Origin of the sequence: Halomonas getboli, from assembly GCF_023094245.1 — a bacterium.
In the GTDB taxonomy this organism is placed as follows: Bacteria; Pseudomonadota; Gammaproteobacteria; order Pseudomonadales; family Halomonadaceae; genus Halomonas; species Halomonas getboli.
In genome coordinates this window covers 113,536-139,141 of the sequence record NZ_JALMEW010000002.1, presented here as the reverse complement: position 1 = coordinate 139,141, position 25,606 = coordinate 113,536, and the positions used below count along the sequence as shown (strand labels likewise).

The 25,606-nt window shown below is 69.7% G+C and carries 24 protein-coding genes; 17 read left to right on the top strand and 7 right to left on the bottom strand.

Features of this window, described 5'->3' with window-relative positions; all coding sequences use genetic code 11:
* Nucleotides 1-196 precede the first annotated feature (196 nt).
* The gene (locus MYL53_RS05525) at nucleotides 197-1,414 is read left to right on the top strand and encodes a DUF2333 family protein (RefSeq protein WP_247852601.1); all 1,218 of its coding nucleotides are present in this window, start codon (nucleotides 197-199) and stop codon (nucleotides 1,412-1,414) included.
* A 108-nt stretch (nucleotides 1,415-1,522) separates the two neighbouring features.
* On the opposite strand, the gene ppa is transcribed toward MYL53_RS05525, so the two are convergent.
* Nucleotides 1,523-2,053, bottom strand: a complete 531-nt coding sequence (gene ppa / locus MYL53_RS05520) for an inorganic diphosphatase (RefSeq protein WP_247852599.1) — start codon at nucleotides 2,051-2,053, stop codon at nucleotides 1,523-1,525.
* 226 nt (nucleotides 2,054-2,279) lie between these two features.
* Here ppa and MYL53_RS05515 point away from each other — a divergent pair, with 226 nt between their 5' ends.
* The gene (locus MYL53_RS05515; RefSeq protein WP_247852598.1) at nucleotides 2,280-4,004 is read left to right on the top strand and encodes a bifunctional protein-serine/threonine kinase/phosphatase; all 1,725 of its coding nucleotides are present in this window, start codon (nucleotides 2,280-2,282) and stop codon (nucleotides 4,002-4,004) included.
* 54 nt (nucleotides 4,005-4,058) lie between these two features.
* Here MYL53_RS05515 and MYL53_RS05510 read toward each other — a convergent pair whose 3' ends face one another.
* Entirely contained in the window at nucleotides 4,059-5,318 is a 1,260-nt protein-coding gene (locus MYL53_RS05510) for a 6-phosphofructokinase (RefSeq protein ID WP_247852596.1), read from the bottom strand.
* A 234-nt stretch (nucleotides 5,319-5,552) separates the two neighbouring features.
* Here MYL53_RS05510 and mpl point away from each other — a divergent pair, with 234 nt between their 5' ends.
* From mpl to MYL53_RS05495, 3 genes are all read left to right on the top strand, one after another.
* Nucleotides 5,553-6,938: a UDP-N-acetylmuramate:L-alanyl-gamma-D-glutamyl-meso-diaminopimelate ligase gene (mpl, locus tag MYL53_RS05505; RefSeq protein WP_247852595.1), complete on the top strand. Its 1,386-nt coding sequence runs from the start codon at nucleotides 5,553-5,555 to the stop codon at nucleotides 6,936-6,938.
* Nucleotides 6,928-7,563, top strand: a complete 636-nt coding sequence (locus MYL53_RS05500; protein WP_247852593.1) for a flavin prenyltransferase UbiX — start codon at nucleotides 6,928-6,930, stop codon at nucleotides 7,561-7,563. Before mpl ends, MYL53_RS05500 begins: the two co-directional genes overlap by 11 nt.
* A gap of 104 nt (nucleotides 7,564-7,667) precedes the next feature.
* Nucleotides 7,668-8,291: a LysE family translocator gene (locus tag MYL53_RS05495; RefSeq protein WP_247852591.1), complete on the top strand. Its 624-nt coding sequence runs from the start codon at nucleotides 7,668-7,670 to the stop codon at nucleotides 8,289-8,291.
* Nucleotides 8,292-8,414: 123 nt separating this feature from the next.
* On the opposite strand, the gene MYL53_RS05490 is transcribed toward MYL53_RS05495, so the two are convergent.
* From MYL53_RS05490 to MYL53_RS05480, 3 genes are read right to left on the bottom strand one after another with little or no spacing between them, the layout of a single operon-like run.
* Nucleotides 8,415-9,818, bottom strand: coding sequence for a bifunctional DedA family/phosphatase PAP2 family protein (locus MYL53_RS05490; protein WP_247852589.1), 1,404 nt, complete (start codon nucleotides 9,816-9,818; stop codon nucleotides 8,415-8,417).
* 28 nt (nucleotides 9,819-9,846) lie between these two features.
* Entirely contained in the window at nucleotides 9,847-10,782 is a 936-nt protein-coding gene (locus MYL53_RS05485; protein WP_247852588.1) for a GGDEF domain-containing protein, read from the bottom strand.
* Nucleotides 10,775-11,644: a hypothetical protein gene (locus MYL53_RS05480; protein WP_247852587.1), complete on the bottom strand. Its 870-nt coding sequence runs from the start codon at nucleotides 11,642-11,644 to the stop codon at nucleotides 10,775-10,777. Before MYL53_RS05480 ends, MYL53_RS05485 begins: the two co-directional genes overlap by 8 nt.
* 90 nt (nucleotides 11,645-11,734) lie before the next feature.
* On the opposite strand from MYL53_RS05480, the gene MYL53_RS05475 reads away from it, so the two are divergent.
* The 11 genes from MYL53_RS05475 to lipB all read left to right on the top strand — a co-directional run bounded on the left by MYL53_RS05475 (nucleotide 11,735) and on the right by lipB (nucleotide 22,082).
* Nucleotides 11,735-13,027 (top strand): glutamate-5-semialdehyde dehydrogenase, encoded by a 1,293-nt coding sequence (locus MYL53_RS05475; RefSeq protein WP_247852586.1) that lies wholly within the window; start codon nucleotides 11,735-11,737, stop codon nucleotides 13,025-13,027.
* A gap of 38 nt (nucleotides 13,028-13,065) precedes the next feature.
* Nucleotides 13,066-13,692, top strand: a complete 627-nt coding sequence (gene nadD / locus MYL53_RS05470; RefSeq protein ID WP_247852992.1) for a nicotinate-nucleotide adenylyltransferase — start codon at nucleotides 13,066-13,068, stop codon at nucleotides 13,690-13,692.
* Nucleotides 13,693-13,812: 120 nt separating this feature from the next.
* A complete protein-coding gene (gene rsfS, locus MYL53_RS05465) occupies nucleotides 13,813-14,184 on the top strand; it encodes a ribosome silencing factor (RefSeq protein WP_247852585.1) in 372 nt (123 codons plus the stop codon).
* On the top strand, nucleotides 14,181-14,648 hold the full coding sequence (rlmH, locus tag MYL53_RS05460; protein ID WP_247852583.1) for a 23S rRNA (pseudouridine(1915)-N(3))-methyltransferase RlmH: 468 nt from the start codon (nucleotides 14,181-14,183) through the stop codon (nucleotides 14,646-14,648). Before rsfS ends, rlmH begins: the two co-directional genes overlap by 4 nt.
* Before the next feature lie 22 nt (nucleotides 14,649-14,670).
* On the top strand, nucleotides 14,671-16,569 hold the full coding sequence (gene mrdA, locus MYL53_RS05455; protein WP_247852581.1) for a penicillin-binding protein 2: 1,899 nt from the start codon (nucleotides 14,671-14,673) through the stop codon (nucleotides 16,567-16,569).
* Nucleotides 16,566-17,723 (top strand): rod shape-determining protein RodA, encoded by a 1,158-nt coding sequence (gene rodA, locus MYL53_RS05450; protein WP_247852579.1) that lies wholly within the window; start codon nucleotides 16,566-16,568, stop codon nucleotides 17,721-17,723. Before mrdA ends, rodA begins: the two co-directional genes overlap by 4 nt.
* Before the next feature lie 36 nt (nucleotides 17,724-17,759).
* Entirely contained in the window at nucleotides 17,760-18,824 is a 1,065-nt protein-coding gene (gene mltB / locus MYL53_RS05445) for a lytic murein transglycosylase B (protein ID WP_247852578.1), read from the top strand.
* Nucleotides 18,821-19,765 (top strand): septal ring lytic transglycosylase RlpA family protein, encoded by a 945-nt coding sequence (locus tag MYL53_RS05440; protein ID WP_247852576.1) that lies wholly within the window; start codon nucleotides 18,821-18,823, stop codon nucleotides 19,763-19,765. The genes mltB and MYL53_RS05440 overlap by 4 nt, the downstream gene beginning before the upstream one ends.
* A 44-nt stretch (nucleotides 19,766-19,809) precedes the next feature.
* Nucleotides 19,810-21,027 carry a D-alanyl-D-alanine carboxypeptidase family protein gene (locus tag MYL53_RS05435; protein WP_247852574.1) on the top strand — a complete coding sequence of 406 codons (1,218 nt, stop codon included), beginning with the start codon at nucleotides 19,810-19,812 and terminating at the stop codon, nucleotides 21,025-21,027.
* A gap of 109 nt (nucleotides 21,028-21,136) precedes the next feature.
* Nucleotides 21,137-21,448, top strand: a complete 312-nt coding sequence (locus MYL53_RS05430) for an HP0495 family protein (RefSeq protein ID WP_247852572.1) — start codon at nucleotides 21,137-21,139, stop codon at nucleotides 21,446-21,448.
* Nucleotide 21,449: 1 nt separating this feature from the next.
* A complete protein-coding gene (gene lipB / locus MYL53_RS05425; RefSeq protein ID WP_345740357.1) occupies nucleotides 21,450-22,082 on the top strand; it encodes a lipoyl(octanoyl) transferase LipB in 633 nt (210 codons plus the stop codon).
* A gap of 186 nt (nucleotides 22,083-22,268) precedes the next feature.
* Here lipB and lipA read toward each other — a convergent pair whose 3' ends face one another.
* Both lipA and MYL53_RS05415 read right to left on the bottom strand, forming a co-directional pair.
* Nucleotides 22,269-23,327 (bottom strand): lipoyl synthase, encoded by a 1,059-nt coding sequence (lipA, locus tag MYL53_RS05420; RefSeq protein ID WP_247852570.1) that lies wholly within the window; start codon nucleotides 23,325-23,327, stop codon nucleotides 22,269-22,271.
* 136 nt (nucleotides 23,328-23,463) lie between these two features.
* Nucleotides 23,464-24,450 (bottom strand): LysR family transcriptional regulator, encoded by a 987-nt coding sequence (locus tag MYL53_RS05415; protein WP_247852568.1) that lies wholly within the window; start codon nucleotides 24,448-24,450, stop codon nucleotides 23,464-23,466.
* A gap of 145 nt (nucleotides 24,451-24,595) precedes the next feature.
* Here MYL53_RS05415 and MYL53_RS05410 point away from each other — a divergent pair, with 145 nt between their 5' ends.
* Nucleotides 24,596-25,507, top strand: a complete 912-nt coding sequence (locus MYL53_RS05410; protein WP_247852567.1) for an acetyl-CoA carboxylase biotin carboxylase subunit family protein — start codon at nucleotides 24,596-24,598, stop codon at nucleotides 25,505-25,507.
* Nucleotides 25,508-25,606 lie beyond the last annotated feature (99 nt).

The following is a 25,606-nucleotide window of genomic DNA, read 5'->3' as shown; positions in this document are numbered from 1 at the left end:
GGGGCATGGGGTTCCACGGCGCGGGCCGCTATGATCTAGGGAAATGGGTCTGCGTGGCAGACCGCGAGCGCGGTAACGGATATCGGGCTCGGCGTAGGATATCGCAGTGGCGGGGCGGCGTGCAGGCCTCGTTATCGTAGGCTCTCGGGCGTGGCTCGAGGGCGTCGTCAAGGAACCGGATCAGGGAAATCGCATCATGGCATCGAAGCGACAGGCGGGCGAACGGCGTCGCCGCAGGAAGGAAGCGCTGGAGCGTCCTCAATACGGCTGGATCTGGAAGCCGCTGCTGGCGGCGCTGATCCTTTATCTGCTGGTGGTGCTGGGGCTCGGCTTCTGGTGGAGCCGTACGCCGGCCCTGGACGTGACGCAGGCCGATGGGCCGGCGGCCGACGCCGGCACGAGTGCCGACGTTGTGACTGGCGTGGCTACCGTGGACGGTCTGTCGGGGCTGGTGGGCACGCTGCTCGACAAGCCGGGCGGCTATCTGCGCAATGATCTGGCGCCGCCGGGGCTGTGGCTCGACAACATGCCGGCCTGGGAGCTCGGCGTGCTCGATCAGGCGCGCTGGCTGAGCCAGGCGCTGCCGGCCCTGGCCGGCAGCGACGCCTCGGCGCTGGATGCCACCCGCAAGGCGCTGGAAGGGGATGCCGATGACTGGTTCTATCCCTCCACCGAGCACCGCCTCGAGCAGGCCCGCGTCTCGCTCGATGGCTATCGCCAGGCGCTCGCCGGCGGCCAGGTGGCCTTCGCCGGCGATGCCCAGGGGCTCGCCGCCTGGCTCAACGGCGTGGCACGCGGGCTCGATGACATGGGGCGGCGCCTCTCGGCAAGCGTCGGTAGCCCCGAGGCCCTGGTCGGGCTGGACCTCGATACGGCGGGGCTGCCGCAGGAGACGCCCTGGTACCGGGTCGACGATGTCTTCTTCGAGGCCCGCGGCGAGACCTGGGCGCTGCATCGACTGCTGGAAGCGGTGGGGCGCGACGAGGCCGCGCGCATCGAGGCGGCGGGGCTCGAGACGTCCTGGGCGGCGCTCACCGCCGAGCTCGAGCTGAGTCAGCGCCGGCTGTGGAGCCCGGTGGTGCTCAACGGTTCCGGCTTCGGGCTGTTCGCCAATCACTCGCTGGTGATGGCCCATCATGTGATGCGCGCCCGCGACCTGGGTCGCGAACTCTCCGAGGGGCTGGCGGCGCAGGTCGGGGCACCTGAAGCGCCCGCGGCGGAACCTGACGCCTCGGCGTCATCCGGTGAAGACGAGGCATCGGCCTCGCCGGAAGAGGCGGCCGAAGCGCTCGGGGCAGAAGGCGCCGGAGAAAGTGCCGAAGAGAGCGACGGGGAAAACGGGGGCGAGGCGTCTGAAGCGCCCGGTGACGATGCCGAGGCCCTGGCCGTGCCCGAGGCAGGCGACGCGCACTGAGCGTCATGCGCGCCAGATGACGAAGGGGCCGCCCACTGGGCGGCCCCTTTCGTATGCCGTGGCTTGTCCGATGCCGTCTGTCCGGCGCCGGACGGAGCGCGCGGGCGATCAGGCCTTGTCGTAGGCGGCGACGGACTTCTCGATGGCCTTGCGCGCGGCTTCGACGCCTTCCCAGGACTCCACCTTGACCCACTTGCCCTTCTCGAGATCCTTGTAGTTCTCGAAGAAGTGGGCGATCTGCTGGCGCAGCAGTTCCGGCAGGTCGGTCACTTCCTGGACGTCGTCATACAGGCTGGAGAGCTTCTCGTGCGGCACGCAGACCAGCTTGGCGTCTTCGCCGGCTTCGTCGGTCATGTTGAGAATGCCGACCGGACGCGCGCGGATGACGCTGCCCGGCTGCACCGGGTACGGGGTCACGACCAGGGCGTCCAGCGGGTCGCCGTCGTCGGCCAGGGTGTGCGGGATGAAGCCGTAGTTGGCGGGGTAGAACATCGGGGTGGCCATGAAGCGGTCGACCAGCAGCGCTCCCATGTCCTTGTCGATCTCGTACTTGACCGGGGCATGGTTGGCCGGGATCTCGATGGCGACGTAGAGGTCGTTGGGCAGGTCCTTGCCGGCGGGAATGTTGTCGAAGTTCATGAGCGCGTCCTTCTCTAGGCTTATGGCCCTGGGCTGATGGCCGTCGGGTGAAAAATCGGCCGAATTATACGAGGCCGCCCCGGTGATTACCAACCCGACCTAGGTCGTTCGAGCGCCGCGGCGCCGACGATGGGGGGAGAGCCAGGGGTAGGGATGGCCGTGTATCATGGGCGGCAATGGAAAGAGGCCTCGGGTCTCGAAGTCGCTGACACACAAGGAGATCGTCTTGGCATCCGCGCAACTGTCATTGAGTTTCGGCCAGGCCTTCGTGGTGCCGGATCGCGGTCGGCATCGCAGTTCGATGTCGGTGTGCGTGCCCGAGGACGAGGCGCTGATGGTGGGCAAGGGCGCCAGCGCGCTGATCACCGATTCGACCTCGCGCAACCCGCTGGCCAAGCAGGCCGGCGATCTCAGCGTGCAAGGCTTTCTGGCCGACTTCTACTCGACGCCCAAGCACTGGGGCGCCAAGGTCTCGGCGCACCGGGTGCTGCATGCCCTGAACGGCTGGTGCTACGGCCAGAGCCGCCAGGTCCGCGACGGCGGCTACGTGAGCTCGATGTCGGCTATGGTCTACCAGGGGCGCGAGGCGCATCTCTTTCATATGGGCGACACCCTGGTGTTCCGCCTGCGCGGCGCCGAGTTCGAGCAGCTCAGCCGCGATCACGTCACCGATCTCGGCGGCTACCGCTATCCCTCCCGGGCGCTGGGCATGGATGCCAGCCTCGACATCGACTACGTGCAGATGCCGCTCAAGCAGGGCGACATCTTCCTGTTCACCACCCAGGCGGTGCAGGGCACCCTGATGCCCTCGGACTACGTGGGGCTGATCCGCGAAGACGCCAGCGACCTGCACGCGGCCTGCGAGCGCCTGGCCCAGACCGCCAGCGAGCGGGCCAGCGCCCGCGGCTATGGGGGCGATCCGTTCTGCTTCCAGCTGGTGCGCATCGACGCCCTGCCCGAGGAAGCGCACGACGAGCCGGATCCGTCCTACGGCGAACTGCCGATTCCGCCGGAGCTGGCGGTGGGCGAGCGGCTGGACGGCCTGGAAGTGCAGGAGGTGCTCTCGCGCACCGCCCAGTCGCGGGTCTATCGCGTGCTCGACACGTACACCGATCGCGAGATGGTGCTGAAGGCGCCGAGTCCGGAAGTCTCCAGTCGCAACGCCTATCTGGAACACTTCCTGCTGCAGCAGTGGATCGTCGAGCGGGTGCGCTCGCCCTTCGTGGTGCGGGTCATGACGCCGTCGCGTCCACGCCGCTATCTCTACTACCTGATGGCCTACGTGGACGGCATGACGCTGGAGGAGTGGGCGGAGCGCCATCCCCGTGCCGGCCTGGCCCAGCGGCTGGATATCGCCACCCAGCTTGGGAAGGCGGTGCAGGCGCTGCATCGCCGCGACCTGCTGCACCAGCAGATCCATCCCGAGAACGTGCTGATCGACCGTCACGGCCAGGTGGTGCTGACCGACTTCAGCGCCTGCCACCTGCGCGACGTGGACGGCCATCGCCGCTCGCGGGGGCTGCTGCGTCAGGTAGGACTGACCGAGCACAGCGCGCCGGAATATGCCATGGATGACGAGGTTGGCCGGCGCAGCGATCAGTACTCGCTGGCGTCCACCGTCTACTGGCTGCTGACCGGCGCCTTGCCTTACGAGCTGCCGGTGAAGGAGCTGCTGCGCCACACGGATCTGGAGCGCATGCACTATCGCAGCGCCCGGGCGCTCAATCCCGAAGTGTCTCCGGCGCTCGACGAGGCGCTGAAACGCGCCCTGGCGCCCCAGCGGGCGCTGCGCTTCCGGCGGCTGTCGGAGTTCCAGCATGCGCTGAAGGCGCCGAAGCCGGCGCCTGAATCCGGCGAGGCGCCAGCGAAGCGGGGCGGAGCGGCCGGGTTCTGGCAGGCCGTGGCAGGCGCGCTGCTGCTGTTGCTGGTACTGAGCTGGCTGCTGAGGTAAGCCTCATGATGGGGTCTGACCCCGAGTCTCCCCGGGGTCTGCCTGACCTGCCGCTTAGATGCTGAACGCCGGCAGCTTGCGCTCGACGCGCTGCTTGGCCAGGTGCGCGACCTTGGGCAGGCCGTTCTCGAACGGCGGGAAGTCCTCGCCGAGGATCAGCGGCGCCAGGTAGCGGCGGCACTCCTCGGTGATGCCGAAGCCGTCCTCGCGGATGAAGTCGCGGGGCATGAACTTCTCGCGGTTGGCCACCTCGGCCAGCGGAGCGGCCTCCACGGTCCAGGTGTAGGGGGCGTCGCCGGTGCGCTTGATGGCCGGCATCTTGGCGTTGTCGCCGGCGATGGCCAGCTCGACGGCCTTCTCGCCCACCGCATAGGCCTGTTCCACGTCGGTCTTCGAGGCCAGGTGACGCGCGGCGCGCTGCAGGTAGTCGGCCACCGCCCAGTGGTACTTGTAGCCCAGGTCCTGCTTGATCATGCCGGCCAGGGTCGGCGCCACGCCGCCCAGCTGGCGGTGGCCGAAGGCGTCGGTGTTGCCGGAGTCGGCGAGGAAGGTGCCGTCCTCGTAGCGGGCGCCCTCGGAGACCACGATCACGCAGTAGCCGTGGTCCTTGACCGACTGCTCGACCCGGGCCATCACCGCGGCGCGGTCGAAGGCCACCTCGGGGAATATCACCAGGTGCGGGGCGTCGCCTTCCTTCTCGCCGGCCAGGGCGCCGGCGGCGGCAATCCAGCCGGCGTGGCGGCCCATCACCTCGAGCACGAACACCTTGGTGGAGGTGGCGCACATGGAGGCGATGTCCAGCGAGGCCTCCAGGGTGGAGGTGGCGATGTACTTGGCCACGCTGCCGAAGCCGGGGGAGTTGTCGGTGATCGGCAGGTCGTTGTCCACGGTCTTCGGCACGTGAATGGCGGTCAGCGGATAGCCCATCTTCTCGGACAGCTGGGACACCTTGAGGCAGGTGTCGGCGCTGTCGCCGCCGCCGTTGTAGAAGAAGTAGCGGATGTCGTGGGCCTTGAAGACCTCGATCAGTCGCTCGTACTGGGCGCGATGGGTCTCGATGTCCTTGAGCTTGTAGCGGCAGGAGCCGAAGGCACCGGCGGGCGTGTGGCGCAGCGCCGCGATGGCCTCGTCGCTTTCCTGGCTGACGTCGATCAGGTCCTCGGTGAGGGCGCCGATGATGCCGTTGTGGCCGGCATAGACCTTGCCGATCTGGTCGGAGTGGCGGCGGCAGGCCTCGATGACGCCGCAGGCGCTGGCATTGATCACGGCGGTGACGCCGCCGGACTGGGCGTAGAAGGCGTTGTGCTGGGCCATGGAGCTATCCTGTTGCTGGTCGCGTCAAGGGAAGGGCGGCCGTGGCTCGGCGAGCCTTCCCGGCTTCGTCCCGAAAAGCCGCGATTCTAGCCCATCGCCCCGATGGCTGCATCCTGTCGGCGCCGCGCGACGCCCAGCGCGCTCGGGCGGGCGCTGGAGAGGTCGCAGGCGCCATGCTAGGCTGCCGCTTTTCGCCGGCCCGCCGGCAAACCGACGTTCGGCAGCGGAGTCTCCATGCACCTTCATATTCTCGGTATCTGCGGCACCTTCATGGGCAGCCTGGCGCAGCTGGCCCGCGAGGTCGGGCATCGGGTCAGCGGATCGGACGCCGGCGTCTACCCGCCGATGAGCACCCAGCTGGAGCAGGCGGGTATCGCCCTGGGCGAGGGCTTCTCGGCGCAGAATCTCGAGCCGACGCCGGACCTGGTGATCATCGGCAACGCCCTGTCGCGGGGCAATCCCGAGGTGGAGGCGGTGCTCGATCGCGGCCTGCCCTACGTCTCCGGCCCCCAGTGGCTGGCCGAGCACGTGCTGCCCGGGCGGCGGGTGATCGCCGTGGCCGGCACCCACGGCAAGACCACCACGGCGAGCCTCACTGCCTGGCTGCTGGAGGCCGCCGGCCTGGCGCCGGGTTTCCTGATCGGTGGCGTGCCGCGCAACTTCGGCGTCTCGGCGCGGCTAGGCAGCGCCGACGCGCCCTTCGTGGTCGAGGCCGACGAGTACGACACCGCCTTCTTCGACAAACGCTCCAAGTTCGTGCACTACCGCCCCGAGATCGCGGTGCTGGGCAATCTGGAGTTCGACCACGCCGACATCTTTCCCGACCTGGCCGCCATCGAGCGTCAGTTCCACCATCTGGTGCGCACCGTGCCGGGCAAGGGACGGCTGCTGGTGGCCGACGGCGAGCCGGCGTTGGAGCGCGTGCTCGAGCAGGGCCGCTGGACGCCGGTGGAGCGCTTCGGCAGCGCGGCGGACAGCGCCTGGCGCCTGGTGCTCGAACGCGACGATGCCAGCCGCTTCCGGGTCATGCATCGCCGCGATGACGGCGGCGAGGAAGAGGCATTGGTCGACTGGTCGCTGACCGGCGCCTACAACGCCCGCAACGCCCTGGCGGCGCTGGCCGCCGCTCATGCCTGTGGCATGTCGCTCGCCGACGGTGCCGAGGCGCTGGCCCGCTTCGCCACTCCGCGGCGGCGCCAGGAGGTGCGCGGCGAGGTGGCCGGCATCCAGGTGATCGACGACTTCGCCCACCATCCTACCGCCATCGCCGCCACCCTCGGCGGGCTGCGCGCGTCCGCCCGGGAGGGACGGTTGCTGGCGGTGATCGAGCCGCGCTCCAACACCATGCGCCTCGGCACCCTGCGTGAGCGCCTGGCCGGCAGCGTGGCCGACGCCGACGCTGCCTTCTGGTATCAGCCTGCGGGGCTCGACTGGACCCTGGCGCCGGTGGTCGAGGCCAGCGGTCGGCCCGGCGGCGTGTTCGACGATCTGGACGGCCTGGTGGCGGCGCTGGTGGCCGAGGCGCGTCCGGGCGATCGCCTGGTGGTGATGTCCAACGGCGGCTTCGGCGGCATCCACGAGAAACTGCTGGCGGCGCTGGAGGTGGCCCATGGCGGCTGAACACGGCAGCGAGCGCTTCGGTGCCCCGGTCACCGTGGCGCTGACCGGCGCCTCCGGCGCCCAGTACGGACTGCGCCTGATCGAGGCGCTGGTGGCGGCCGAGCGCGAGGTCTGGGTGATGATCTCCAAGGCTGCGCACCTGGTGATCGCCACCGAGACCGACAGCGACCTGCCGGCGCGCCCCGAACGGCTGGCCGAGGCGCTCACCGATCGCGCCGGCGCGGCGCCTGGACAGATCCGCTGCTTCGGTCGCGAGGACTGGATGGCGCCGGTGGCCTCCGGCTCCGGCGCCAGCTCGGCGATGGTGATCTGCCCCTGTTCCACGGGCACGCTCTCGGCGGTGGCCTGCGGCGCCAGCAACAACCTGATCGAGCGCGCCGCCGACGTGGCGCTGAAGGAGCGGCGCCAGCTGATCCTGGTGCCGCGCGAGACGCCGCTGTCGGCGATCCACCTCGAGCACATGCTGAACCTGACCCGCCTGGGCGCGGTGGTGATGCCGGCGGCGCCGGGCTTCTATCATCGGCCGGCCTCGGTCGAGGACCTGGTCGACTTCATCGTCGCGCGCATTCTCAATCAGCTCGGCATCGAGCATCGCCTGATGCCGCGCTGGGGGGAGATGGAGTGAGAGGGGTAAGGAGTGAGAGGTAAGGAGTGAGGGGTAAGAGGTGAGGAGGCTTCCCTCGCCCCTTGCCCGACGCATTGGCCATTCAAGGAGGAGGCCCGTATTTCATGATCGATCTCGCCGTGCTGTCGGTGTTCGTGCCGACCTTTCTGCTGGTGTCGCTGACGCCGGGCATGTGCATGACCCTGGCCATGGTGCTGGGCATGACCCAGGGCGTGCGACGCACCCTGTGGATGATGGTCGGCGAGCTCGTCGGCGTGGGGTTGGTCGCGGTGGCGGCCGGGGCCGGGGTGGCCACGCTGATGCTGCGCCAGCCGGCGCTGTTCGCGGTGTTCAAGTGGGTGGGCGGCGCCTACCTGGCCTATCTCGGCGTGATGATGTGGCGCTCTCGGGGTCGCATGGCGATTCCCGACAACCTCGAGAGCCAGGGCCGCGCCGGGCGCCGCGAGCTGGCCATGCAGGGCTTCGTCACCGCGGTGGCCAATCCCAAGGGCTGGGCCTTCTTCGTCGCCCTGCTGCCGCCGTTCCTCGACGCCTCGCGGCCGCTCGCCGCGCAGCTGGCCGCGCTGGTGGCGATCATCCTGACCATCGAGCTCGGCGCGCTGCTGGCCTATGCCACCGGCGGCCAGACCCTGCGTCATCTGCTGGGCCAGGCCGACAAGGTGCGCCTGCTCAACCGCCTGGCCGGCACGCTGATGATCGGCGTCGGGGCCTGGCTGATCCTGGGCTAGCGCCGAGCTACAAGCGCCGAGCTACAAGAAACCCCGAAGGCCTTGGCCTTTGGGGTTTCTTTTACTCTGGGCGATTTCAGGCTATCGACTTGCCGCTTGCCGCTTGCCGCTTGCCGCTTGCCCCTACACCGGCCCCAGCCAGGCGATGCGCGCGGCAACCAGCGCCAGCGACGCCGCGCCGAGCAGCGGCCAGGGGCAGGGCCGAAGGGTGCGATGCGGCCGGCGCTGCCAGGCCAGCTGCACCAGCGCGCAGACCACCAGCCCGAGCAGGGCGCCGCCGATCAAATCGCTCAGCCAGTGCACCCCCAGCACCAGCCGCGACAGCGCCATCGGCACGATGATGGCGATGGCGCCCCAGTAGGCCCAGAAGCGTCGTGACAGCGGCAGCTCGCGGGCGATGAAGGCCGCGGCCAGGCCGTAGAGCACCACGGCGGTGGAGGTGTGAGCGCTGGGATAGGAGAACGAGTCCGCCAGGTGCAGTGGCGTGTCCGGGCGCACACGGCCGATCAGCGCCTTGCCGAGGGTGTTGAGTGCGGCGATCCCGAACAGCCCGCCGCCGAAGTGAACCAGCACGTCGAGCCTGCCGCGAGCCAGCCACCAGAGCCCCCAGGGCAGTATCAGGGCGATGACGCCGTAGAGATCGCCGAGCCGCGCCAGCGTCTCGCCGAGCACGCTCAGGCTCGGCAGCGTCAGGCCGCCCATCAGCGTGTCGAGCCGGCGGTCCATGGGCAGCGGGCCGCCCTGCTGCAGCACCAGCAGGGTCAGGGCCGAAAGGGCGGTGAGCGAGGTCAGCAGCAGCAGCCAGGTGCCCAGCGGTGCCTCGCGTTCCCGGGTGCGGGCCAGCGCCTGCCACAGGCGCTGGCCGCGGGGGTGGCGGTGCAACAGGTCGGCCATGGCGCGGTAGATCAGGCCATCGTGATGGGTTTGATGGCGCAGCCAGGAGAACACCAGTGCCAGCGCCACGATCAGGGCGCCGAGGCCCGCCAGCCAGGGTTCCAGGGCTTCGGGGATGCCGGGCAGGCGCCGCCAGGTGCGCCCCAGCAGGTAGCCGGGGAGCACGTAGGCCGGCGCCCACAGCGCCGCGGAGGTCAGGTTGGCGATCAGGAAGCGGCGCGGGGCCATGTCCATCATGCCGGCGATCAGCGGTATCACCGGGCGCACCGGCCCGACGAAGCGCCCGAGGAAGACCGACAGCGAACCGTGTCGCCGAAAGAAGCGGGCGCCCTGGGCCAGCCATTCCGGATAGCGTGACAGCGGCCAGAGGCCGGTGACGCGCTCGCGCTGGGTGGCGCCGAGCCAGAAGCTGAGCCCGTCACCGATCACGGCGCCGACGAAGGCGGCCACCATCATCGGGGGAGCGCCCACCTGGTGGTGGCCGGCCAGGGACGCGACTGCGGTAATCAGTACCACGCCGGGCACCAGCAGCCCCACCAGGGCCAGGGATTCCACCAGCGCGATGAGCGCGGTCAGCAGCAGCAGGACGGTCGGCGACGGGGTCAGCTGCTGGAGCAGGTCGACGAGATGCAAGGTTCCCTCCTCGAGGATGGCGGCGGCGTCAGCCGCTGGCCAGGGTCTGGGTCATGGCCTGCAGTCGGGCCAGGAAGGCCTGGCACGACTCACCGGAGCGGGGTGCCTCCAGGCGCAGGCGAACCTCCAGTGGCCCGGTGTCCACCAGCACGATCTGTTCCATGGCCTGCTGCAGGCGATGGCGCATCAGCAGGGCGCCGCTCTCGGTGGTGTCCGGCAGGATCAGCCAGAAGGCGGCCTCGTCCTCCCGTCCCAGCGCGTCGAGGTCGCGGCTGTCGCGCAGTATGCACTGGCAGAGTGTCTTCAGCATGGCGCGCCGCGGTACGTCGCCGAACTGCTCGCGGGTCATCTCGAGCTGAGGCAAATGCAGCAGCAATACAGAGAGGGGGCGTTCGAGCAGCCGGGCGCGCTCGAACTCGCCGGTGAGGCGTTCGTGCAGGCGCGTGCGCGTCAGCGCCGGACATTCCTGATCCAGCGGATCGGTCGTCTGCAGCAGCGCACGCTGGCGCAGACGGTCCCACAGCGCCAGTGAGGCCACGGCGACCAGCGTCAGATAGCCGGCGGCCAGGTCGGCGTCGGCTTCGCCGTTGCCGAGCAGGGCCAGCCAGATCGGCGTCAGCGCCAGGTTGAGCAGCGTGGCCGGACCCAGTGGCAGCAGCACCAGGGTCAGGATCGGCGGCAGGCCGATCCACAGCGCCGGGAAGCCGGACTGGCTGGGCAGTTCGACCGCGATCAGCAGGAAGCCGCAGATCAGTGCCAGATAGGCGGAGGCCCGACGCGACGCGTCGCCCGCGGCGGCCAGCAGAGTGGCGAGGGCCATGAGTGGGGCGAGCAGCGCCGGCAGCAGGATGCGCACGTAGTCGCCCATCAGGTAGAACCACAGCGCCTGGCCGATCAGCAACAGGGTGGCGATGCCCAGCACCAGGATGAACAGGCGCGGACGCGAGGCGGAGATTTCAATCATGGGGCACGGCCTCTCGAACCTCGAAGGCGCGGGTCTGGCGCTTGAAGGCGCGGCGTTCGCTGGCCAGAGAGCCCAGCTGCGGCAGGTGGATCACCCGCACGCGCACACGATCTTCCAGGTCGTCCAGCAGCACCTGCCGCCGCCGCTCGGCCTGTTTGCCGTCGCGGTGGACCAGCAGCAGCGCCAGGGTGTGGCGGTCGAGCCGATAGCCGTTCTCGAACGGCTGCAGGCGCCGGCACAGCCGCTCGGCCAGCGGCCACAGGCGACGACGGCCGACGTGCAGCAGCAGCAGCTCGATGTGGCCGCCCTCCTGGCGGGCGCGCTGGCGTTCGCGCTGCACGTCGTGGTGGAGGCGGCGGCTCGGCCACAGGGCCAGTTCCGGGACCAGTCGGGCGCGATGGCGGATGCGGCGACGCAGAGCCTGGAGCTCCAGCGAGCGCGACAGCCCCAGCAGCATCAGTCCGGCCAGCAGCAGGCCGGCCAACAGCCAGGCTTCCAGCCCCAGCAGGTCGCGCAGCGGCCACCAGCTGGCGGCGGCCAGCACGCCGTTGAAGGGCAGCACCCAGCGAGGCTGGGGCAGCATCAGCAGCAGTGCCCAGGCCCATAGCCAGGTCAGGTGGCGCTCCGGCGTGACCCACAGCATGGCGGCCAGCAGCAGGCCCGGCAGCAGCTGCCAGGGCAGGGTGGCCGGGTGGCGGTGGCTCAGCCCCACCTGGGTGGCCGTCACCGCCAGCCACAGCGCCGCCAGGCTCAGCAGCAAGGCGTCCGGCAGTGTCTCGGCAGTGGCGGCCAGGAAGCTCGCGAGGCAGGCGGCGACCAGCAGGTTGGCGCGCATCAGCCCGGCTTTGTACTTGCTCTGCATGGTGACTTAGTATGGGCTCCTTCCCGATTCGACACGAGCCTGGGGCGTGGCCCGATGCTGCGGCCCTACTTCCTGGAGACACTCTACGGCATGACAGCTCACGCTTCCCACACCAACGGTGTCATCACCGACGTCGATGCCTATATGCAGCAGCTGGGGCAGCAGGCGCGTGACGCCGCCGCTCGCCTGCGCCGCGCCGACACCGCGTCCAAGAATGCCGCCCTCAAGGCCATGGCCGAGCGGCTGGGTGAATCCCGCGACGCGGTGCTGGCGGCCAATGCTCGCGACATGGAACGCGGCCGCGAGAACGGCCTCGACGCCGCGCTGCTCGACCGCCTGGCACTCAATGAGGCCCGCTTCGACGCCATGATCGAGGGGCTGCATCAGGTCGCGGCGCTGCCCGATCCGGTTGGCGAGATCGACGGCCTCAGCGCCCGCCCGAGCGGTATTCAGGTCGGCCAGATGCGCGTGCCGCTGGGCGTGATCGGTATCATCTACGAATCGCGGCCCAACGTCACCATGGAAGCCGCCAGCCTGTGTCTCAAGTCGGGCAACGCGGCCATCCTGCGCGGCGGCTCCGAGGCGAGCGAATCGAACGCCGCCATCGCGGCCTGCATCCGCGAGGGCCTCGCGCGCGCCGGGCTGCCCGAGGGGGCCGTTCAGGTGGTGGCGACCACCGACCGCGCGGCGGTGGGGCAGCTGATCGCCATGCCGCAGTATGTCGACGTGATCATTCCGCGCGGCGGCAAGTCGCTGATCGAGCGCATCTCTCGCGACGCACGGGTGCCGGTGATCAAGCACCTGGACGGGGTCTGTCACGTCTATCTGGACACCAGCGCGGATCGCGACAAGGCGCTGGCCATCGCCGTCAACGCCAAGACCCAGCGCTACGGCACCTGCAATACCATGGAGACCCTGCTGGTCGACGCCCCGGTGGCCGAGGACCTGCTGCCCGCACTGGCTGCGGCCTACGCCGAGCATGGCGTCGAGCTGCGCGGCTGCGAGCGCACCCGGGCGATCCTCGGCGACGTCGCCGCGGCCACCGAGGCCGACTGGGCGGCGGAATACCTGGCGCCGGTGCTGGCGATTCGCGTGGTCGACGGCATCGATGACGCCATGGCGCACATCGAGCGCTACAGCTCGCGCCACACCGATGCCATCGTCACCGAGAGCTATACCCTCGCGCGGCGCTTCCTGGCCGAGGTCGATTCCAGCTCGGTGATGGTCAACGCCTCCACCCGCTTCGCCGATGGCTTCGAGTACGGCCTGGGCGCGGAGATCGGCATCTCCACCGATCGTCTTCACGTGCGCGGCCCGGTGGGCCTCGAGGGCCTGACCACGCGCAAGTACGTGGTGCTCGGCGACGGCCAGATCCGTCAGTGAGCGAGGTGTCTTTGAACGAGCGTGCCCCGCGCATCGCCATGCTGGGCGGGACCTTCGACCCCGTCCATCTCGGTCATCTCCGCAGCGCCGTGGAGCTGCACGAGGCACTGGGGCTCGATCGGGTGCACATGATCCCCGCGGCCCAGCCGCCGCTGCGTGGCGAACCGCACATCACCCCCGAGGAACGCCTGGCGCTGCTGCGCCTCGGCATCGGCGATACCCCCGGGCTGGTCGCCGATCCGCGCGAGCTCGAGCGCGAGGGGCCGTCCTACAGCGCCGACACCCTCGCCACGCTGCGCCGCGACCATGGCCCCGAGGCGCGGCTGGTCATGGCGCTCGGCCACGACGCCTTCCTGCGGCTGGCCGAATGGCGCGAGCCCGAACGGCTGTTCGCGCTGGCGCACCTGGTGGTGATGGACCGCCCGGATCACGATGCCGCGCTGCCCGAGGCGCTCGCCGCGCTGATCGACGGTCGCGAGGTCGATGACGCCGAGACGCTGATGGCCGCGCCGTGCGGCGGGCTGCTGCGCCTGCGGCTGCCGTCGCGCATGGCGATCTCGGCCACCGAGGTGCGCCATCGGCTGGCCGAGGGGCGCAGCGTGCGCTACCTGCTGCCGGAGGCGGTCGAGGAACGAATTCTCTCCGCGGGACTCTATCGACGCTAGCCGCTGGCGGCCCGGCACAAAAAAACGTGGCCGGGCCGTTATCGGGCGCTGCCAGGCACGGCCCGAGCCGGTACAATGGCGGCGTGATCATTTTCGCCTAGAGGGGCTGATACGAAGGGTATGCACATCGACGCACTCAAGACGCTGGTGCTGAACGCACTGGAGGAGCTCAAGGCTCAGGACATCACCGTCATCGACGTTTCCTCCCTGACCAGCGTGACCGACCTGATGGTGGTCGCCAGCGGTACCTCCAACCGCCACCTGGCGGCGCTGTCCAACAAGCTGATCCAGACCGTGAAGGAAGAGGGCGTGACGCCGCTGGGCGTCGAGGGCGAGAGCGGTGCCGACTGGGTGCTGGTCGACCTCGGCGACATGGTGGTGCATCTGATGATGCCCGAGACCCGCGCCCTCTATGACCTGGAGCGCCTGTGGGCCGACCTGCCCAGCGATGGTGTGGCGCTGGAGGAAGAGCGGGCCCACGGCGCGTCATGAAGGTAAGACTGCTGGCCGTCGGCACCAGGATGCCCGATTGGGTGACCAAGGGCGTCGAGGAATACCGCAAGCGCCTGCCCCGCGACTTCGCCCTCGAGGTCGAGGAGATCGCCCCCGGGGCGCGGGGCAAGAATGCCGATACCCGTCGCGCCATCGCCCAGGAGTCCGAGCGTCTCCAGGCCCGCCTCAAGGGCGATGAGCATCTGGTGGCGCTCGAGGTCGGCGGCAAGCCCTGGAGCACCGAGCAGCTGGCCGGCCAGGCCGAGGAGTGGCGCCTCGGCGGCCGTGACGTGGTGCTGCTGGTGGGCGGGCCCGACGGGCTCGACCCGGCGATCTCCGCGCGCGCTCACCAGCGCTGGTCGCTGTCGCCGCTGACCCTGCCGCATCCCCTGGTGCGTATCCTGCTGGCCGAACAGCTCTATCGGGCCTGGACCCTGATGGTCGGCCATCCCTACCATCGCTGAGCGCTCGAGGTCTCCGCCAAGCATGCGTCCGCCACGCGATACCCTGAAGAATCCTCAACAGGAACTGCGGATCTTCCGCCTGCGCGCGCTGCTGGCGGTGGTCGTGGTGCTGGTGCTCAGCGGCCTGCTGGCCGGGCGCCTGTTCTACCTGCAGATCGTCCAGCACGAGGTCTACAGCACCCGCTCCGAGAAGAACCGGGTGCGGGTCGAGCCGCTGCCGCCGACCCGCGGCCTGATCTACGACCGCAACGGCGAGCTGCTGGCCGAGAATCGCCCTACCTACAACCTGACCATCGTCCGCGAGCGGGTCGACGACCTGGACCGGACCCTGTCGCTGCTGGTGGATCTGCTCGATCTGCCCGAGGACAGGGTCGAGGCCTTCCGCGAGCGCTCGCGCCAGCGCCAGCGCCCCTATCAGCCGGCGCTGCTGATGAGCGACCTCAGCGAGCAGCAGATCGCCCGGCTTGCGGTCAACCGTCATCGGCTGCCCGGAGTCGAGGTCGAGGCCCAGCTGCTGCGCTACTACCCGGATGCCAAGATCATGTCCCACGTGCTTGGCTACGTCGGGCGGATCAACACCGAGGAGCTGCAGCGGGTCGACAGCGGCAACTATGCCGGCACGCACTTCATCGGCAAGACCGGCGTCGAGCGCTTCTACGAGGACACGCTGCACGGCCAGGCCGGGCTGCGCAAGGTCGAGACCAACGCCCGCGGGCGGGTGCTGCGCGAGCTGGGGCGCACCGAGCCGGTGCCCGGCGAGAACCTGACGCTGACCCTGGACACGGGTCTGCAGCGTCTCGCCGTGAAACTGCTCGATGGCCGCCGCGGCTCCATCGTGGCGATCGCGCCCAAGACCGGCGAGATCCTGGCCATGGCCTCGGTGCCGGGGTTCGACACCAACCAGTTCGTGACCGGCATCGACGTGGACTCCTACCGCGCGCTGCAGCAGGACCACGACCTGCCGCTGTTCAACCGCGCCATCCGCGGCAGCTATCCCGCCGGCTCGACCATCAAGCCGTTCATGGCCATCACCGGCCTGCGCGACGGCGAGATCACGCCCGACGACGTGATCTACGACCCCGGCTACTATCAGCTGCCCAACGATTCGCGCCGCTACCACAACTGGCTGCGCTGGGGCCACGGGCGGGTCAATCTGGAGCGGGCGCTGGAGGTGTCCAACAACACCTACTTCTATTCGCTGGCGCACAAGCTCGGCATTGACCGCATCCACGCCAGCCTGTCCCAGTTCGGCTTCGGTCACCGGGTGGCCGCCGATGTCTACGGCCAGGGCGCCGGCCTGCTGCCGTCGCGGGAGTGGAAGCGGGCGCGCTTCGACCAGCCGTGGTATCCCGGCGAGACGCTGTCGGTGGGCATCGGCCAGGGCTACCTGCAGATCACGCCGCTGCAGCTGGCGGCGGCCACCGCGACGCTGGCTAACCGCGGCCACTGGGTCAAGCCCCGCCTGGTGCACGAGATCGGCGACGAGCCGGTGCCCACCGACCTGCCCGATACGCTGCCGGACGTCGAGCTCGAGCATCCCGAATGGTGGAAGGACGTCATCGCCGGCATGGAAGACGTGCTGTCCGGCAACGAAGGCACGGCGCGCCGCGCGGGGGCGGGGCTCGAGTACCGCATGGCCGGCAAGTCCGGCACCGCCCAGGTGTTCTCGCTGGGGCAGGACGAGCGCTACAACGCCGATGAGATCAAGGAGCGGTTGCGCGACCACGCCCTGTTCACCGCCTTCGCCCCGGTGGAGGATCCGCAGATCGCGGTGTCGGTGATCATCGAGAACGCCGGCGGCGGAAGCCACAACGCGGCCGGCCCGGCACGCGCCATGACCGACTACTGGCTGCTCGAGCGCGACCATGGCGAGATTCCGCCGGAAGGCGCGGTCGACGACGGCGAGCCAGAGGAGCAATGACGATGGTCGACTTTCTGCTGCGTCGCGCCCACCCCGTCAAACCGCCCGAGAGCGGTATGTCGCGCAAGCGCAGCCTGTGGGAGCGCATCCACCTGGACCCCTGGCTGCTCGGCCTGCTGCTGACGCTGATGTCGGCCGGCCTGGTGGTGCTCTACAGCGCCGGTGGCCAGAGCCTCCACCTGGTGACCGCCCAGGCGCTGCGCTTCGGCGTGGCTCTGGCGGGCATGGTCATCATCGCCCAGTTCTCGCCGTCCACCCTGCAACGCTGGGCGCTGCCGGCCTACCTGGTGGGCATGGCGATGCTGGTGGCGGTCGAGGTCATGGGCGACATGGGCATGGGCGCCCAGCGCTGGCTGGTGATTCCCGGGGTGATCCGCTTCCAGCCCTCCGAGATGATGAAGCTGGCGGTGCCGATGATGGTGGCGTCCTGGCTCAGCCGTCGCGAGCTGCCACCGCGCTGGCAGGACCTGGTGGTCTGCGCGGTGCTGATCGGCGCGCCGGTGCTGCTGATCGCCCGCCAGCCCGACCTTGGCACCTCGCTGCTGGTGGCCATGGCGGCGGTGTTCGTGATCCTGCTGGCCGGGCTGTCCTGGCGCATCATCGGCCTGCTCGGGGCGATGGCCGCCGCCGCGCTGCCGCTGCTGTGGATGAACATGCACGACTACCAGCGCCAGCGGGTGCTGACCTTTCTCGATCCCGAGAGCGACCCGCTGGGCGCCGGCTGGAACATCATCCAGTCGACCACCGCCATCGGCAGCGGCGGGCTGTGGGGCAAGGGCTGGCTGCACGGCACCCAGTCGCACCTGGAATTCCTGCCCGAGAGCCACACCGACTTCATCGTTGCGGTGCTCGGCGAGGAGTTCGGCCTGGTCGGCATGCTGGCCTTCCTGATGCTGTATCTGCTGATCGTCTATCGCGGCCTGTGGCTCGCCGGCGCCGCCCAGGAGACCTTCGGGCGCCTGCTGGCGGGCAGCGTCATCCTGACGTTCTTCATCTACGTGTTCGTCAATATCGGCATGGTCAGCGGCATTCTGCCGGTGGTCGGCGTACCGCTGCCGCTGGTCAGCTACGGCGGGACCTCCAGCGTGACCTTGCTGGCGGGTTTCGGTATTCTCATGGCCATTCATTCGCACCGCCGCCTGCTGCCGCGCTAGCGCGGCCGGCGGACCGATCGACTCAGGGAGAGAAGCATGACGGTGACGATGTCGAGACAGGGACGCCGCTGGCTGGGCCTGGCCCTGGGAGGCCTGCTGGCGGGGCTGTCCGCCGGCGCCTCGGCGGCGGATTTCGACCCCGCCCAGGGCAAGGTGCGAGCGCTGGTGGACGAGGTGGTCGAGCAGGGCGTCGATCGCGGCTGGGCCGAGCAGGCCATGAACCGCGCCAGTTTCCGCCAGGAGGTGCTCGACGCCATGTCCGGCGCCGCCGAACACCGCCTGGTGTGGCACGAGTATCGCGATATCTTCCTCGGCGAGGAGCGCATCCGACAGGGCGCGGACTTCATCGCCGCCCACCGCGAGGCCTTCGAACGCGCCCAGGCCGAGTACGGCGTGCCGCCGGAGATCATCGCCGCCATCCTCGGCGTCGAGACCCGCTACGGGCGGGTGACCGGCGACCATCGGGTGCTCGACTCGCTCTCGACCCTGGCCTTCCGCCATCCGCGTCGCGGCGACTTCTTCCGCGGCGAGCTCGCCGCCTTCCTCGAGATCGCCTATCGCCAGCAGGTGGCGCCGGAGAGCATCGAGGGCTCCTACGCCGGGGCCATGGGCTATCCGCAGTTCATCCCGACCAGCTATCGCGCCTACGCGGTGGACTTCGACGGCGACGGCCATCGCAATCTCTGGACCGATCCGGTGGACGCCATCGGCAGCATCGCCAACTACTTCGCCGAGCATCACTGGCGGGCCGGCGCCCCGCTCTATCACGAGGCCGAGGGGCCGAGCGTGCGCCCCGGCGGCGTCACCTTCAATGCCGCGCGGCCGCCAGGCGCGACCGTCGGCGAGCTGGCCGCGGCCGGCATCGAGAGCGACGCGCCGCTGTCGGCCGACACCGAGGTGATGCCGCTGGCGCTGGAGATGGCCGACGGCTCGATCCGCTATCGTCTCGGCCGCCACAACTTCTATGTCATCACGCGCTACAACCACAGCTATCTCTACGCCATGGCCGTGACCGAGCTGGCCGAGGCCATCGCCGACGCCGAGGGGCGCACGGCCGACTGGTTCACCGCGACCGTCACCGACACGGAGGAGCGTCCATGAGAGCCTGGTGGATTCCCCTGCTGGCCACTCTGGCGCTGGTCGGCTGCGCCGGCGGTGGCGGCACCCCGCCATCGTCCGGCGGCAATGCCGGTATCTCCGCCGGCGAGACGAGCGGCGGCGAGCGCTACGCCATGAGCAGTGACGCCTATCCCGAAGAGCCGCCGGACGTCAGCCGGGTGCCGGACGCCGTGCCGCGCGTCGAGCCTCGCTCCAAGGCCGGCAATCGGCCGACCTACGAGGTGTGGGGCAAGACCTATCACGTGCTCGATGATGCCACCGGCTACGAGCGTCGCGGCACGGCCTCCTGGTACGGCGAGAAGTTCCAGGGCTATGCGACGTCCAACGGCGAAATCTACGACATGTACAAGATGAGCGCCGCGCATCGGTCGCTGCCGCTGCCGAGCTTCGCCCGGGTCACCAATCTCGACAACGGCCGCTCGGTGATCGTGCGCGTCAATGATCGGGGGCCCTTCCACAGCGAGCGCGAGATCGACCTCTCCTATGCCGCGGCGGCGCGCCTCGATATTCTCGACCACGGTACCGGACGGGTGAAGGTCGAGGCGATCGATCCCGCGGCGTGGCAGGCCCGGCATGGCCAGAGTGGCAGCGCTGCGAGCGATGCGCAGGCCGGCCAGGCTCCGCGCGCGGTGGTCGCGGCCCAGCCGACGGCGCCGAGGAGCGACACGTCGCCGTCCTCGACGCCGCCGCAGGACGCCATCTATCTCCAGGTGGCCGCGCTGGGTTCCGCCGAGAGCGCCAGCGCGCTCAAGGCCCGGCTGCAGGATTCCCTGGAACAGCCCGTGCGGGTGGCCTCCGAGGCCGGCCTGCATCGTGTTCAGGTCGGCCCGCTGGCCGGCCGCTCCCAGATCGACCCGGTGCGCGGCGAGTTGCGCCGGGCCGGTTTCGACGAAGCCTTCGTCGTCGATGCCAAGGCCGACTGAGTCGGCCTCGAATCTTCCCGATGTTCCCGAAGAGACTGCCCTTCATGAAACCCCTGAGCACAACCCTGCTACGTCGGCTGCTGCCGAGTCTGCTTGTCTGTCTGTCGCTGGTGTCCTCGCCGCTGCTGGCGCAGACGCCTCAGCCCGATACCGCACCGGTCGCCCGGACGGTGATTCCGTCGCCGCCGCGCCTGGCCGCCACTTCCTGGATCCTGCTGGATGCCGAGAGCGGGCGGGTGCTCGCGCAGCATGAGCCCGACAAGCGGCTGCCCCCGGCGAGCCTGACCAAGCTGATGACCGCCTATCTGGCCGAGCGCGAGCTCGAGGCCGGCAATATCTCGTCGGACGACCTGGTGCCGATCAGCGAGAAGGCCTGGCGCACCGGCGGGTCCAAGATGTTCGTCGAGGTCGGCGATCGCGTGCCGGTCAGCGAGCTGCTGCACGGCATCGTCATCGTGTCCGGCAATGATGCCAGCGTGGCCATGGCCGAGTATCTGGCCGGCGGCACCGAGCAGTTCGCCGACATGATGAACCAGCATGCCGCGCAGCTGGGCATGACCAACACCCACTACGAGAACCCGACCGGGCTGCCGCACGATAACCACTATTCCTCGGCGCGTGACCTGTCGACCCTGGCGCGGCACATCATCAACGACTATCCGGATCACTACCGGATGTACGAGGACAAGCACTTCAGCTACGGCGGTATCGACCAGCCCAACCGCAACCTGCTGCTGTGGCGCGACCCGAGCGTCGACGGTCTCAAGACCGGCTGGACCGAGGCCGCCGGCTACTGCATGGTGGCGTCGGCCAAGCGCGACGACATGCGCCTGATCTCGGTGGTGATGGGCACCGACTCCAAGGAGGCGCGCGCCCAGGAGTCCCAGAAGCTGCTCAGCTACGGCTTCCGCTACTACGAGACCCTCAAGCTCTACGATCAGGGCGCCGTGCTCAACACACCGCGCGTGTGGGGCGGCGACCGCAACGAGCTCAAGGTCGGCGTGGACGACGACGTCTACATGACCGTGCCGCGCAATCGCGACCAGGAGCTGACCGCCAAGCTGGACATTCGCTCCGATCTGACCGCGCCGATCGCCGCCGGTGAGCAAGTGGGCACCATGGAAGTGCGCCTTGGCGACGAGGTGGTGGGGCAGCGTCCTCTGCTGGCGCTGGAGCCGGTCGAGGAGGGCGGCTTCTTCAAGCGCATGTTCGACAAGGTACAGCGCTTCTTCATCAACCTGGTGGGCGGCTTCTTCGACTGAGGCCTGCGTCATGAAGGCGACGGGCCGGGGATGACCCGGACCGTCGCCTTGGTGGGCCGGCGCGGGTCGCGTAGAATGAGCGGTCGATATGCTTTCGGACGGTTGACGGATGAGCAACAAGACCCTGCGCGACCTGCGCCAGCCCAGCACCACCGGTGGCGGCAAGCCGCCCAAGATCGAATTCCCCTGCGACTACCCGGTCAAGGTCGTCGGTGACGCCGCCGAGGACTTCACCGCCATGGTCTGCCAGGTGGTGACCCGCCACGATCCCGGCTTCGATGCCGAGGCCATTCAAGTCGTTCCCAGCCGCAACGGGCGCTTCGTCTCGGTGCGCCTGACCCTGCGCGCGACCGGTGAGGCCCAGCTGCAGGCGCTGTTCGCCGAGCTCAAGGCCAGCGGCCGCGTGCACATGGTGGTCTGAGGTGGCGCTGCAGCTGCACCGCCTCGGTCGGCGGCCCTACGAGCCCGTCTGGCGGGCCATGAGCGAGCTGACCGACACTCGCGACGCCGATACGCCGGACCAGATGTGGCTGGTCGAGCACGACCCGGTGTTCACCCAGGGCCGTGCCGGCAAGCCCGAGCATCTGCTGATGCCCGGCGACATTCCGGTGGTGCAGACCGACCGCGGCGGTCAGGTCACCTACCACGGCCCCGGCCAGGTGGTGCTCTACCCGCTGCTCGACGTGCGACGCGCCGGGCTCGGCGTGCGCGAGCTGGTCAGCGCGCTCGAGAACGCCGCCGTCGCACTGCTGGCCGAGTACGGCATCGAGGCTCACGCTCGGCCGGATGCGCCCGGCGTCTACGTCGGCGAGGCCAAGATTGCCTCGCTGGGGCTGCGCATCCGGCGCGGGGCCAGCTTTCACGGCATCGCCCTGAACGTCGACGGCGATCTATCGCCCTTCGATCGCATCAACCCCTGTGGCTATGCCGGCCTGGCGATGACCCGGCTGGCCGATCTGGTGGGCGAGGCACCGTCGATGTCGGAGGTCGGCGAGCGGCTGGCCGCCTGTCTGGCGAGGGAGTTGGGGCAGGAGCTGGTCGACGCCGAGGGGTAGCGCCGAGCTACAAGCGCCGAGCTACAAGCGCCGAGCTACAAGCGCCGAGCTACAAGCGCCGAGCTACAAGCGCCGAGCTACAAGCGCCGAGCTACAAGCGCCGAGCTACAAGAAAACCCCGAAGGTTAAGCCTTCGGGGTTTTCTTTTGCTCTGGGCGATTTCAGACTGCCAGCTTTCAGTTTTCCTCAGCTGACGTTGCGGGCGGGGATGATGTTCGGGTCGGCTTCCTGGCCGGGCACCTCGGCGGGGGAGGCGAGCTCCAGGCCCAGGTTGTTGTTCTCGAACACCCGGTCGGCGCGATAGCTGGAGCGCACCAGCGGGCCGGACGGCACTTCCATGAAGCCCTTCTCGAGGCCCTGCTGGCGATAGCGCTCGAACTCCTCGGGGGTGACCCAGCGCTCCACCGGCAGGTGATTGCGGGTCGGGCGCAGGTACTGGCCGAGGGTGACGATGTCGACGCCGATCTCGCGCAGGTCGTCGAAGGTCTGCAGGATCTCTTCCTCGGTCTCGCCCAGGCCCAGCATCAGGCTGGTCTTGGTGATCACGTCGGGGCGGTGGCGCTTGGCATGGGCCAGCACCTCGAGGGTCTTGCGGTAGCCGGCGCGGGGATCGCGCACGCGCTGGGTCAGGCGCTCCACGGTCTCGACGTTCTGGGCGAACACCTCGAGGCCGGCATCCACCACCTTCTCGATGGCGCTGGGCGCGCCGTCGAAGTCCGGGGTCAAGGCCTCCACCGCGACCTCGGGGGTGCGGGCCTTGATGGCGCGGATGCAGTCGGCGTAGTGGCCGGCGCCGCCGTCGGGCAGGTCGTCGCGGTCCACCGAGGTCAGCACGATGTAGCGCAGCCCCATCAGCTCCACCGACTTGGCGGTGTTCTCGGGTTCCTCGGCGTCCAGCCAGCCCTTGGGATTGCCGGTGTCCACGGCGCAGAAGCGGCAGGCGCGGGTACACACCGAGCCCATCAGCATGATGGTGGCGGTGCCGTTGCTCCAGCACTCGCCCATGTTGGGGCAGTGGGACTCGGCGCACACGGTGCTCAGCCGATGCTCGGCCACGTTCTTCTTCACGGCGTCGAAGCGCTCGCCACCGGGAATCTGGGCCCGCAGCCACTTGGGCTTGCGCCCCAGGGACGGGCTTTCCTCGGCCTGCTGGCGCGCCTTCATGCCGTCCTTGATGGCGGTCGCGCCGTGTTCGTTGCGGTACTTCTCGCCGCTGGCCACTGACTTGCTGGTGTTGTCGCTCATGAGCTGGCGTGTCTCCACTCGGCGGCCGGTCGCCGCGCGTCTCGCCCTCGGGCGGCCGGTGGTCTGTCTAGGATCTGACGGTCTAGAAACTCGGGCGACTAACCTACCATAAACCCTGTCCGGCTGGACAGGCGCCTCAGGAAGGCGTGCTCGGCAGGCAGGCCACGCCGTGGCTGGGCAGCGGCTCGGGGTCGGCGGCGAAATGCTGCTGCAGTTCGTCCAGGTGCTGACGCACGAAGCGCAGGAACAGCTCGGTGACCGGGGTCGGGAAGCGCTCCCGATGATAGACGGTGCACCAGGAATGGCGCAGCGGGAAGCCGGGCAGGTCGAGCGGCGCCAGCAGCCCGGCCTCGAGCTCCAGACGCACCGCCAGGCGCGGCAGCACGGCCACGCCGAGCTGGGCCATCACACCCTGCTTGACCGCCTCGTTGGTGCCCATCTCGATGGCGTGGTCGAGGCGTACGTCCTGGTCGGCGGCCAGCTCCTCCAGCGCGCCGCGCACGCCGGAGCCGGGCTCGCGCATCAGCAGATAGTGACGGGCGAGATCCTCGAGCGTCGGGCACGGCGCCTCGAGCAGCGGATGGCCCGGCCACACCACCGGGATCATCTCGTTGTCGAGGATCGGCATGAACTCCAGGGCGTCGTCGTCCGGCACCCGGGCCATGATCACCAGGTCGTCGCGGCGCTCGGCCAGGCGCTCCAGGGCCTGGCTGCGGTTGCACACCCGCAGCCGGATCTGGACGTTGGGATAGTGGGCGCGAAAGCGCGCCAGCAGGTGCGGCACCACGTACTGGGCGGTGGAGACCGCGGCCAGGTTGAGCTCGCCGGTGATGGTGCCTTCCAGATCGGAGAGGCTCATCTGCAGCCGTGATACCTGGCCGAAGATCGCCTGGGTCGAGGCGGCCAGGGCGTCGGCGGCGGGCAGGGCATGCAGGGTACGTCCGGCGTACTTGAACAGCGGATGGCCGAGGGCCTGCTCGAGTTGGCGCACCTGGGCGCTGACCGCCGGCTGGGTCAGGCCCAGTGCCTCCGCCGCCCGGGAGTAGGACTGGCGCTCGTGAACGGCGCGGAACACCTGCAGTTGGCGGAAGGTCAGGCGGTTGAGCAGCTTGGGGGTGGTCATGAAGCTTCCGTGGCGGCGACGCTCGGCATGGCGTGCTCTCATGCTAGCATCTCGGCCGCGTCTCCCGGTAATGTCGGCCCCCAAGCGCCGATGGCCCGCGACGCTCGTCCACGCTTACCGAATCTCCCTTCAGCGGAAATCGCCCATGTCTGCTTCGTCTTCCCTTCCTCGTCGCCCCCTGATCGCGGGTGACGGTGTCGTCACCCTGCGGCTGGGCCAGGCCGCCCGGGAGCTGGGCATCGAGGCTCGAGTGGCCGGCGGCGACCCCGGCGAGTTGATCGACCTGGCGCGGTCGTGGGGCTGCGATGCGCTGCATCCCGGTGCGGCGGCGCCGTCTCGCCAGCTCGCGCTGGCCGCGGCCTGTCGTGAGGCCGGCGTGCGCTTCCTGGGCCAGGGCACGACGCTGCTCGCCGCCATGGCCGACGACGCGGTCATGCGTCGGCTGATGCAGGAGGCCGGCCTGCCGCTGGCGCGGCCCGATGCTCGGGAAGCGCTGGTGCGGATCTCGCTGCTGGCCGACGGGGCAGGGCGAGTGGTGCATCTGGCGCCGCGTCAGACGTGGGACACGGGCGTGTCGCTGGCGCCGCTGCCGTGGCTGACGCCGGAGCGCAGCGCCTATCTCGGCCGCCTGGCCGCCGAGGGCGTCGCCGCCCTCGGCGCCACCGGACTGCTCGAGGCCACCTTTCGTCAGCAGGGCAACGCCCTGGGTTTCGTTGGTCTGACGCCGGGGCCGAGTGGCGAGGAGGCCCTCGACGAGTCGCTGTTCGGCCTCGACCCGCTGGTGGCGCAGTGGCGTCTATGGGGCGGCGAGCGACTGGGCGAGCGCCAGAGCGGACTGGTCGCGCGAGGCCATGCCCGACTGTGGCGGCTGGTGCTGCCCGAGGGCGCGCGCCTCGACGGCGGCCCCGGCGTGCGTCTGGATCATGCCGCCACCGGTCAGGCGTCGCGGCTGGTGGTGTGGGGGCGGCGCCCCGAGGATCTGCGCGGGCGCGCCCGGCGTGTGCTGACCGCGCTGCTGGGAGAGGAGGCCGCGCAGGCGCACTGGCCCTTCGCGTGAGTCGGCTCTCGCCACGCGGCGGTGTCTGGGTTATATTGCGATGCAGCAAAGGCGGTTCGGCGCTGGAGGCGTGACCGCCTTTATCCCCATGGCGACCCA